Raw genomic sequence first — 10,961 nt, 5'->3', positions numbered from 1 at the left:
CATGATCTATTCCAAAATGACCGATAACGCGGCCCGTATGGCCGCACTGCTGGGCGGCCTCTGCAGCAGCCGCACCGGGGCGGGCGAGGTGTGGCTGGTGGGCGCCGGGCCGGGCGATGTGGAGCTGCTGACGCTGAAAGCGTTGCGGGTGCTGCAACAGGCGGAGGTGGTGGTGTATGACCGGCTGGTGTCAGAGGAGATCATGGCGCTGGTGCCGCCGGGCGCGCTGAAAATCGATGTCGGCAAAACCCCGCAGCACCATACGCTGCCGCAACCGGCGATCAATGCGTTGCTGGTGTCGCTGGCACAGGCCGGGCAGCGGGTGGTGCGGCTGAAGGGCGGTGACCCCTTTGTGTTCGGCCGCGGCGGTGAGGAGCAGGAGGCCGTGCAGCAGGCCGGGTTGCGTTGCCACGTGGTGCCCGGCATCACCGCTGCGCTGGGCTGCGCGGCGGCCGTCGGCATTCCGCTGACGCACCGCGCCTGTGCCCAGTCGGTGCGGCTGGTGACCGGCCACGGCCGCGACGGTGAGCCGGATCTTGACTGGCCGTCGCTGGTGGCGGAAGGCCAGACGCTGGTGTTCTATATGGGACTGACCCACTGTGCCGCGCTGAGCGAACAGCTGATGGCCCACGGCATGGCGGGGGCGATGCCCGCGGCAGTGATTGCCCGCGGCACCCGTGCCGACCAGCAGGTGTTCACCTGCACGCTCGCCACGCTGGCCGGGACGGTGGCACGCGAAAAACCCGCCTCACCGAGCCTGCTTATCGTCGGTGAGGTGGTGCGTTACTACCAGGCTGACCACGCAGCGCGTGCGGCGCGGCAGGGGGCGGCAGTGACGTAATTCACTGCCCGAAGCGGCCGATCAGGCCGGTCGCGGCGGCGGCGTGGCCGTCGAGTTTTTCCAGCAGCTGTTCGCGCGTCAGCCCGGCGGGCAGGGCGTCCGGCGGCAGGTCGGTGGCGATCAGCGTAAACACATAATGGTGGAAGCCGGAACCGGGCGGCGGGCAGGGGCCGTGCCATACCTGGGTCCCGGCGCTGTTTTTGCCGCCGGTGAACCCTTTGCCCTGCGTCAGTTCGCCTGCGGCAAAACCTTTGGCCGTCGGCGGGATGTTATAGGCCACCAGATGGCTGACCCCCAGCCCTTTGCGGCCTTCCGGGTCAAACACCAGCAGTGCCAGGCTTTTGGTGTCGGGCGGCACGTTGTGCCAGTGCAACGTTGGGGAGAGGTTTTCGCCGGTGCAGGCGGTATTGCCCTGGGCCGCCCCGGCAAATTTCTGCGCCAGCAGCCGGTTATCATCGAAATCCGGCGAGGTCAGGGCAAAGGGGGCCGCGACAGCGGGTACAGCGGCGGCCACCGCCACAGCAAACAACCCGGCCAGCAGGCCGCGCCGGAACATCACAGACATAGTCTCTCCTTACATACGGTTAAAAAATCAGGGGCACATCAAAAGCATAGGCGAGATTGGCGGAAAGGGGGCGGGGTAGCCCGCCGCGGCCTGGCGGTCGCAGCGGGAAATTTACCGGCGGAGCGGCTCGCGCAGATCCCTGACGTCGTCCGGCGCTACCGGCGCGGCGGCGTTGTTCCAGCTGTTGCGCACGTAGGTCAGTACGTTGGCGATGTCCTGATCGCTGAGGTAGCGGTCAAACGACGGCATCGACGGCGCGGTCGGCACCGCCGTGGTGGCCCCGGCGCGGGAACCGGCCAGCACCACGCGGATCATCGAGGTGGCATTCACGCTGTTGACCAGCGGCGCGTCGGCCAGCCGGGGGAACAGGCCGGGAATGCCCTGGCCGTCCGGCGTGTGGCAGGCGGAGCAGCGATCGGCGTAGACGGCCCGGCCCGCCACCATCCGCGCATCGTCCGGCTTCAGCGGCGCAGGCACTGTCGCGGTATGGCTGCTTAGCCCGCTCTGTTTCAGGTAAACCGCCACCGCCCGGAGATCCTCCTCTGTCCAGTGGCGGGACGAGTGGTCAACTTCTTCCGCCATCGGGCCGGAGGCGATGTCATAACGGTTGGCCCCGGTTTTCAGGTAATCCATCAGCTCCTGCTCCGTCCAGCGGCCGATGCCGGTGTGCGGGTCAGGGGTGATGTCCGGCGCCATCCACTCCTGCACCACCGCGCCCTGCAACGTCTGGCTGGTTTTATCCCCGCCGATCAGGTTTTTCGGCGTATGGCAGGTGCCGCAGTGCCCCAGCCCCTCCACCAGGTACGCGCCGCGGTTCCACTGCGCGGATTTGTCCAGCCTCGGGCGGTATTCGCCTTTGTCGAAATTCAGCCAGTTCCAGCCAATCAGGCTGGCGCGCTGGTTGAACGGGAACGGCAACTGGTTGGTCTTTACGTCGCTGTGGATCGGTTGCAGCGTCTGGAGGTAGGCCCACAGCGCCCGGTTGTCTTCCCGCGTCACGCGGGTAAAGGCCGTGAACGGCATCGCGCCGTAGAGGTGCACGCCGCCTTTGCCGATGCCTTCTGACATGGCGCGGTCAAACTCTTCAAACGTCCAGGTGCCGATGCCGGTTTCGCGGTCCGGCGTGATGTTGGCCCCGACCAGCCGGCCGAACGGCGTCTCAATCGGCACGCCGCCCGCGTAGGGCTGGTCCGCTTTGGCGGTGTGGCAGGCGGCGCAATCGCCCAGCACCGCCAGGTAGCGGCCTTTGTCCACGGTTTCAAAGGAGCCGTCACCGGCGGCCTCACTGTTTCCGGCCGCCAGCACGCTGAGGCCGATGCAGAGGGAGAGTAAGGTTTTCATGCGGTAATCATCTCCCCTGGGTTTTTCAGGTAGTAATGGCGGATGGCGTGCGCCGCCTTGAACGCCAGCGCGCCCACGGTGCCGGTGGGGTTGTAGCCGGGGTTTTGCGGGAACGCCGAGGCACCGACCACAAACAGGTTCGGCACCCCCCACACCTGCAGGTGTTTGTTCACCGAGCTGGTGGCCGGGTCGGCCCCCATCACAAACCCGCCCACCACATGCGAAGACTGGTAAGGCGTGCCGTTCCAGTGGCCGTGCATCGGCTGTTCGACAATCTGGCGCGGGTTCATGCTGCGGGCGATCTCGGCCACTTTGCCGGTGCAATATTTCGCCATCTTCAAATCATTGGCCGGGAAGTCGAAGGTGACGCGCAGCAACGGCCGCCCCAGCCGGTCTTTGTAGGTCGGGTCCAGGGAGAGGTAGTTGGTGCGGGTGGCGTAGCTGCTGGCCTCGCAACCAATCGACATGGTGCTGAGGTAGTTGGCCACCGTGGCTTTTTTCCACTCGCTGCCCCATTTGGGCGTGCCGGGCGGCACCGGGCGGGTGTTGATCGGCGCGGCACCGATGGGCGTGACGCGGATGCTGCCGCCGCCGAAGAAGCCGAGGCCGCTGTGGTCAAAGTTGTCGTTGTTGTACTCGTCAATCCCCATGCCCACGGCACCGGCACCGATAAAGGGGTTGAAGTTTTTGTCACTGAAAAACATCTGTACGCTGTTGGCGGTCTGGTAGGCGTAGTTGCGGCCGGTGGTGCCGCGCTGGGTCACCGGATCGTACGGCGTGCCGATGCGTGACAGCAGCATCAGGCGCACGTTCTCAAAGGTGAAGGCGCTGACGATCACCAGGTCGGCCGGTTGCTCCCACTCGTCGCCGGAGGAGTCGATGTAGCGCACGCCGGTGGCGCGGCCGCCGCGGCTGTCGGTGAGCACTTCCAGCACTTCACAACTGGTGCGCGCCTCAAACCCCTCTTTGCGGATCAGCGCCGGTAACACGGTGGTGATGGCGCTGGCCTTGGAGTAGTTGGCGCAGCCGAAGTTGGTGCAGAAGCCGCAGAAGGTGCACGGCCCCATCGTGACGCCCAGCGGGTTGGTGTAGGCCTGCGAGAGCAGGGCCGAGGGCACCGGGAAGGGTTTGTAACCCAGGTTGCGCGCCGCCCCGGCAAACAGCGTCGGCGCGTAGGGTTGGGCCATCGGCGGGGTCGGGTAGTCGGTGGAGCGCATCCCCTCAAACGGGTTGCCGCCCTCGCGGTGCTCGCCGTTCACATTGGCGGCTTTGCCGGAAATGCCCGCCAGCCGCTCGAACGCCGCATAGTGCGGCTCCATCTCTGCCCAGTCGGTGCCCCAGTCCTGTAAGGTCAGTTCCGGCGGCATCGCGTCTGCGCCGTAGCGCTCCAGCAGGTGGCTGCGCAACCGGAATTCATGCGGCTGGAAGCGGAAGGTGATGCCCGCCCAGTGGTTACCGGCTCCGCCGGTGCCGTTGCCGGGGTGGAAGGAGCCCCAGCTGCGCATCGGCAGCGCGGTTTGCGACGGGTCATTGCGGATGGTGATGGTGTTTTGCGCGGTGCGCAGCATCAGCTCCTGGCGGGAGACATAACGCAGCTCATCCGGCACGGTCGCGACGTTAAAATCACGGGCGGTGTCACGCCACGGGCCGCGCTCAATGCCGACCACGTTCAGCCCCTCGTCCACCAGCTCATTGGCGATGATCGCGCCGGCCCAGCCAAGGCCAATCACCACTACGTCTGTCCTGGGTAATTTCTTTGCCATAATGCCCTGTCCCTCAGCCTTTCATTTTCCATGCGGCACTGCCCTGGATGCTCAGCGGCACCAGATCCAGCGTTTGATTGTGTTTGCTGACGTAATCACGGTAGTCGTAACGCGCGCCGGGGAAGCCCAGCATTTTCCACGACACCATGTCACGGTTGCCGCCGTAAATCGGGTCGGCAAAGAAGCCTTCCATGGTGTTTTGCAGCAGCGTGGTGAAAAACAGCGTGGCGTCGATGCCGTCCAGGGCGATTTTCCCGCTTTCCAGATCGTGCAGCAGCGCGTCCTGCTGCGCGGCGTCCAGCGCCCGGAACGGTTTCTGGTGCTGCGCCCGGCAGTGGGCATCCAGCGCCGCCAGCCCGAGGCGGTAACGCTGCTGCGGCACCAGCGGGGACTGGTCACCCTGTTCCGGCGTGCCCGGCTGGAACGGCCCCTGCATGTAGAGGCGGGAAAAGGTGCCGTAGAACCCGGCCAGTTGCCGGTCAATAAACACCGCGCACCCGGCCTCTTTGCCGCCGATGCTCAGGTCGTCGGCCGGGATCAGCCGGTCGGCAATCGCTTCCACGGTCGCCGCTTCTTCGGCGGTGAAAAAGGCCCAGCCCTGGGTGTCCACCTGGGGTGGCGGGCTATCATCGAACGGTGACCAGACCGGCGTATCCTGCAAGGTCACGGCACCGGCCACCCTGGCAGCGGCCAGCCCGGCGGAGGCGGCGGTAAAGGTTAAAATTTGCCGGCGCGTCACACCGGGCAAGGTTTTCTTGCTCATCAAAGTTCCCTGTTAAGTAGGCGTAAACGCAGGCGTCATGCCGGAGGCGCGAAGCAGAGACAGGCCGGCGCGAAAGGAAAAAATACCGGTGCAGGCAGGGCGCCCACGCGGTTGCCCGTTGAGAGTAGTCACAGAGGAGGTAGGGTTGAAATTAAAAAATATTTAACAAATGTTAAGGGAATTGTTAATTAATTGTTTTATTTGGTTTATTTGCATACAAAAATTGACATTTCCATAACAGTTTTTGACATACCGCGCCGCCGGGGAAAACTGTGATGACTGTCACAGCGATAGTTGTTTTTTTGCTCACTTCCGGTAGGATAGTTCGCGTGTTGATGATGAAGACTGCAATGAATTTTTTCCTTTCCCTTTTCAGCCGCCATTATCTGGCCCTGTTGATCCTGTCTTATGCGGGCAGTGCTGCCGCATTGACGGTAACCTCCCAGCAGCCCGCAGCCCATGCCGATGAAACCGCCCCGGCCGGGGAGAGTAACTCGCCGTTTAATACCCTGCCTGCGACCTCGCTGGAGCAAAACCTGCCGGAGCTGGGCAGCACCGCCAGTACCCCGCGCTACACCGAAAAGCAGCTGGCGACGCTGGCCAAAACCTTCGGCGAGCAGTACAGCGACAGCAGTAACCAGTCGCTGGGCGAGCAGGCGGGTAACCTGGCGCTGACCCAGGCCGCCAAGCTGGTGCAGAAAGATGCGCAGAATATCCTGTCGCCGCTCGGCACAGCCACCATCGGCCTGACGGTCAACGACGGCCGCTTTACCGGCACCAACAGCCAGCTGTTCAGCCCGCTGCATGAGAGCGGCAACCGGGTGACTTACAGCCAGGTCGGCGTGATTGACCAGTCTGATATGACGCTGGGTAACATTGGGGTAGGGCAGCGCTGGGCGCAGGGCGACTGGCTGTTTGGGTATAACGCCTTCCTGGACCGCGATTTTGAACAGGAGCAGATGCGCGCCAGTGTGGGTGCCGAAGCCTGGACGGATTACCTGCACTTGTCAGCCAACTACTACCATCCGCTGTCCGGCATTGTGGCGGTGGCGGACAGCGCCACCGAGTTCCGGCGGCAGGCGCGCGGGTATGACATCACCACCAAGGGCTATCTGCCGTTCTACCGCCAGTTGGGGGCCACCCTGAGCTATGAGCAGTATCTCGGCAACAATGTCGATTTGCTGGGGGATGGCGTGCGCCAGTCCAACCCGGTGGCAGTGTCGCTGGGGGTTAACTACACGCCGGTGCCGCTGGTGACGCTGACCGCGTCACACAAAGAGGGCGAAAGTGGGGAGAATCAGGACCAGGTCGGGCTGTCGCTGAACTACCGGCTGGGCGTGCCGCTGAAACAGCAGCTCTCCGCCGCCTATGTCAGCGAGGCGCACTCCCTGCGCGGCAGCCGGTTTGACGCCGTAGAGCGCAACAGCACGCCGGTGCTGGAGTTTGAGCAGCGCAAAACCCTGAGCGTATTCCTCGCCACACCGCCCTGGACGCTGCATCCCGGCGAAACCCTGCCGTTGAAACTGCAAATCCGGGCGGATTACCGCATCACCGGCCTGAGCTGGCAGGGCGACACCCAGGCGCTGAGCCTGACCCCACCGGCCGACAATGATAATCCGCACGGCTGGAGCATCATCATGCCTGCCTGGGACAACAGCCCCGGCGCGACCAACAGCTACCGCCTCTCGGTGACGCTGCAGGACGAAAAGCAGCAGCGTGTGACCTCAAACTGGATAACCCTGACCGTCGAGCCGCCGCTGACGGCCTCACTGCCGTTGCCTGACCCCACGTTCTGACTTTTCCCCCGGCAATGCCTTTTCCCTCTGCGTGCGGGCCACTGCGGCCCGCCGCAGCGGAGGTTATCCCTTTCTTTTAATAGGGGTATCTCCAGCACAAAAAACAGATGAAAAGGTGAAATTGCAAAATGATATCCCGCATTTCACCGATATTTCATCTGGACTTAAGTGAAGTCACCGCAGGCTTCACCTTAAAATTTCACCCACGTCGTTAGGCTCTGTTGAACTGCGCCCAGCTATTTTACTTCCAGAATATTCGCATTACCCTGTAAGGGCGCTGTGTGACATGCCGTGCGGTAGTTGCACCAAAAACAGTGAATGTGTGTATCTGAGCGGATACAAAGGGGCCGGACACGCCCGCGCAAACCCGCCTTCATCAAATCCGAAAGTTGTACATGCCCGGATAGCGATACACATTCTCACTGCTTTTTATGGCATCATGCCGGACGATATCTACTAAAAATCCTACATCTGACGGGCGTACATGACAGTGAAAGCCTTTGATTCGTGGCAGAAAGGAGATGTTGTCAATCTGGCGCTGGCGATCCCGGCCGGGATTGCTGCGGCCCTGGTGACAGTGCTGTTCCGCGAGGCCATTGCCGCAATTGACGGCCTGCTGTTTACCAATGGTACCGATATCACCCGTGCGTTTCTGGAATACCCGCGCTGGGTCTGGCCGGTGATCACCGGCGTCGGCGGCTTGCTGGCCGGCGGGTTGCTCTGGCAGGCCCAACGGGTAGAAGCCCGCCACGGCAGTGCACCGGATTACCTCGATGTGATTGACCGGCGGTTACCGGGCATTCCGCCGAAAAGTACCCTGCTGCGCGGGCTTTCGTCCCTGGCGAGTATTGCCAGCGGCGGATCGATTGGCCGGGAAGGGGCGATGGTACAACTCTCCGCCCTGAGCGGCAGCCTGCTGGCGCAGGGCGCGCGGCTGCCCACGGTGCGGCGCGGCGACATTGTCGCGATGGCCGCCGCCGGTGGCCTGGCCGCGGTATACCATGCGCCGCTGGCCGGGGCACTGTTTATTGCAGAAATTGCCTTTGGCGTAACGGCCGTGCAACGCCTGATCCCGCTCTTTATCTCTGCCGCGGTGGCCGTGCTGACGGTGCGGTCAATCAGCGGGGATGCGCCGCTCTACCTGTATGCCGATGCCAGCTTTACGCCGGGTGCCGGGGCGCTGGTCACCGTGTTGCTGATCGGCGTGGCCGCCGGGGTCGCCGGGCCGCTGTTTTTGCAGGTGATTACCCTGGCCCGGCGCGCCTTCAGCCCGATAGCCCACCCGGTATGGCGGCTTGGGCTGGGCGGGGTGCTGGTGGGGTTCGTTGCGATGATCTCACCGCTGGTCCTGGGCAACGGCTTTGAAGTGATTGACCTGCTGCTGAATAACGGCGATCTGCACACTTCTTTATTAGTGCTGTTGCTGCTCAAGGTGCTGGCGACGGCACTGACGGTAGGCTCCGGCGCGGTGGGCGGGCTGTTTACCCCCTCGCTGCTGGTGGGCGCGGCGGCCGGTGCGCTGGTGTGCACCTGCTTGCAGGCACTGGGGCTGGACCCCGGCCCGGTGGGCCTGTACGCCGCCATCGGCATGAGCGCCACGCTCGCCGCCACCAGCCATGCGCCGCTGATGTCGATCATGATGGCGTTTGAAATGACGCTGAACAGTTCGCTGCTGTTTCCGCTGATGCTGGCGACTGCCATCTCTTATATGGTCGCCACCATGTTCAGGGCCGCCGGGACATATCCGGTGCTGAACCGGCACCAGGCGCGCTTTGTGGCCAAAAATGAATTTGAGACCGGTACCATCGGGCCGCTGATTATCCGCCACTGCTCCCATGTGCCGGAGCACGCCACGGCGGCAGAAGCGATGCAGGAAGGGCTGAAGCAGCGGACGCGTTTTGTCTATGTGGTGAACAATCAGGGGCGTTTTCTGGGCGTGGTCGCCACCAGCGAGCTGGCGTCCGGGATTATAGAGGGGCGGGTGGCGGCTGACGCTGCGATTACCCCGTTTATCATCACGGAATTCACCACGGTCTACCAGGATGCATTGTACGAGCAGGCGTGGGAGCTATTATCCGCGTCACCGCTTGAACGGCTGCCGGTGTTGGATAATGCGGCAAATCGTCACTTATTAGGCGTAATTACCAAAGCATCACTGCTGCACAAAGCGAAAGAATTTCTCTGAATTGATAATTACTCTCTTTTACAAGGGCCTGAAACCGTACACCTATTTTCTGTGTGGTTAAAATTGCCCCGGGTAGCCTATATCTAAAATTAGCAAAGCTAATATCTTTTAATAAGTGAAATCCATTTTATGTGATTTCACTTGAATAACATCATTTCACTTGTGATGTGAATTAAAAAATCTTTATAAATCAAGGGGAAACATAAGCTAACGTAATGACTTTATTTAAGTTTCACAACAAAATTTGAGCAAGCATCCACACTTTGTATTTATAAATCCCGGTTAACTACCGTGCCCGGAGGTTAATTATTTTAAATGATTGCGATTTCGGTTAGTGGGATAAATCCTATTTATGGAAGGGGCGTTTTACATTAGGAACCATTCGGATAGTATCTGATTTGTGAACAGATTGTTGTTCCGCCCCCGTCATAAATTCTGATATTGGCAATTGCGCGGCAAAATGCGACTTTTCCCATGTCCGGGAATTATTAGTACGCTATTACTATTGCGCATAATTATTTTAATGAATTATCAGTATTTCGGGTGAAAACGCTCAAAAAGGAAGCAGAAAACAGCAGCGCCGCTAACCATTTTATTTCGACACACACCAGAGCCCACAAGGGATTGGGTACGGAAATGACACTATATTTCTTAAGCTTACAGGATTTGAGCAAAGATGAAGGAAGAGAACATGAGTGACTATAATAAATTAACCATAAAGAATCTGGATGTATTCATCCCGCCAAATGAAATTTCTCATTTGCGCTGGAAAGAATATCAGATCCTTTCACTATTATTTTCACGGTCTCCGGAGCTGGTTACCCGTACGGAAATCATTGAAAATATTTGGAAAGGGACTTACTGCTCTGACTCCACCATTAACCAGACCATTAAGTCTATCCGCCAGAAAATCGGTGATGATGATCACGTTTTGATTAAGACCATCCCACGCGTTGGTTATAAGATAGATCGCAAAGAGTTATTTCACTTCCTGAATGAAGATGAAGCGCTGGATTTTAATACTAAACCGGTTACCAATAAAAAAGAGTCTCCTGCGGTACAGCCGGCTGTTATTTCCGTCACTGAGAAAACCGCGCAAAAAGCCGCCGAAAATGGTCATGAAACCGGGTTACCGGTAATTAATGAACCGGTTCCGGTGACGGAAACTGTGCCTGATGTCCGCGAAGCGCCACAGGCAAATACCACCGGGAACGCTGAACCTGACGTGCAACAAGCACACACCGCCTCTGCTGACGCAGCGACGGATGTTAAAAAAGGGCCGTTCACCCGTATGCGTGATCTGATTAACTTCGGTGCAAGCTGGAGATACCTCACGCTGGTTGCTTTATCTTTGATCATTGTTGGTCAGCTTTTTTATGAAACTACACACACGTCCGGATTTGATAGTAACGGTAAAAATGTTGTTTTGATTCTGCGGGTTAATCCGTCGAGCATTGGTCTGCTGGTTAACCGCGACGCCAGCGCGCCGCGCAGCGTTCACCAACCCGCCCATCCCGGCAGCGTGATTTGCATGGTCAATATTCCTGACCAGCATTCACTGACGCCGGTCTGGCTGATGGACCATGTAAAAAAAGGCTGCCTGGTGACCCAGGATTCTTCCGCGCTGACGGTGGATCCGGGCACACCTCTGTAACCTGACGGCATCTGAACGGATTTCATTTTTTCACCTGGTTGTTTTATTAATTG

Annotated in this window: 8 protein-coding genes; 4 read left to right on the top strand and 4 right to left on the bottom strand. The window is 60.1% G+C overall.

The genetic code is table 11. The annotated features are described in order from the left end of the window. Nucleotides 1–37 precede the first annotated feature (37 nt). A complete protein-coding gene (cobA, locus tag JK232_RS00605) occupies nt 38–841 on the top strand; it encodes a uroporphyrinogen-III C-methyltransferase (protein WP_212588793.1) in 804 nt (267 codons plus the stop codon). Nucleotide 842: 1 nt separating this feature from the next. Here cobA and JK232_RS00600 read toward each other — a convergent pair whose 3' ends face one another. The 4 genes from JK232_RS00600 to JK232_RS00585 form a co-directional block, all read right to left on the bottom strand. Beyond that, nucleotides 843–1,406, bottom strand: coding sequence for a YbhB/YbcL family Raf kinase inhibitor-like protein (locus tag JK232_RS00600; RefSeq protein ID WP_394854011.1), 564 nt, complete (start codon nt 1,404–1,406; stop codon nt 843–845). Between the two features lie 111 nt (nt 1,407–1,517). Next, a complete protein-coding gene (locus JK232_RS00595; RefSeq protein ID WP_101835169.1) occupies nt 1,518–2,747 on the bottom strand; it encodes a cytochrome c in 1,230 nt (409 codons plus the stop codon). Continuing rightward, nucleotides 2,744–4,510 (bottom strand): GMC family oxidoreductase, encoded by a 1,767-nt coding sequence (locus tag JK232_RS00590; protein WP_072928567.1) that lies wholly within the window; start codon nt 4,508–4,510, stop codon nt 2,744–2,746. Before JK232_RS00590 ends, JK232_RS00595 begins: the two co-directional genes overlap by 4 nt. Before the next feature lie 13 nt (nt 4,511–4,523). Next, a complete protein-coding gene (locus JK232_RS00585; protein ID WP_072928568.1) occupies nt 4,524–5,273 on the bottom strand; it encodes a gluconate 2-dehydrogenase subunit 3 family protein in 750 nt (249 codons plus the stop codon). A gap of 350 nt (nt 5,274–5,623) precedes the next feature. On the opposite strand from JK232_RS00585, the gene JK232_RS00580 reads away from it, so the two are divergent. From JK232_RS00580 to JK232_RS00570, 3 genes are all read left to right on the top strand, one after another. After that, the gene (locus tag JK232_RS00580) at nt 5,624–7,069 is read left to right on the top strand and encodes a YchO/YchP family invasin (RefSeq protein WP_246538158.1); all 1,446 of its coding nucleotides are present in this window, start codon (nt 5,624–5,626) and stop codon (nt 7,067–7,069) included. 484 nt (nt 7,070–7,553) lie between these two features. Continuing rightward, nucleotides 7,554–9,254, top strand: a complete 1,701-nt coding sequence (locus JK232_RS00575; RefSeq protein WP_072928569.1) for a chloride channel protein — start codon at nt 7,554–7,556, stop codon at nt 9,252–9,254. 691 nt (nt 9,255–9,945) lie between these two features. Next, nucleotides 9,946–10,908 carry a winged helix-turn-helix domain-containing protein gene (locus JK232_RS00570; RefSeq protein WP_212588644.1) on the top strand — a complete coding sequence of 321 codons (963 nt, stop codon included), beginning with the start codon at nt 9,946–9,948 and terminating at the stop codon, nt 10,906–10,908. Nucleotides 10,909–10,961: the final 53 nt, after the last annotated feature.

The sequence above is a fragment of the Nissabacter archeti genome (genome assembly GCF_018257325.1).
Lineage (GTDB): Bacteria > Pseudomonadota > Gammaproteobacteria > Enterobacterales > Enterobacteriaceae > Chimaeribacter > Chimaeribacter arupi.
Note: the sequence above shows the minus strand (reverse complement) of the source record. Positions and strands in the feature narration are given on the sequence as shown.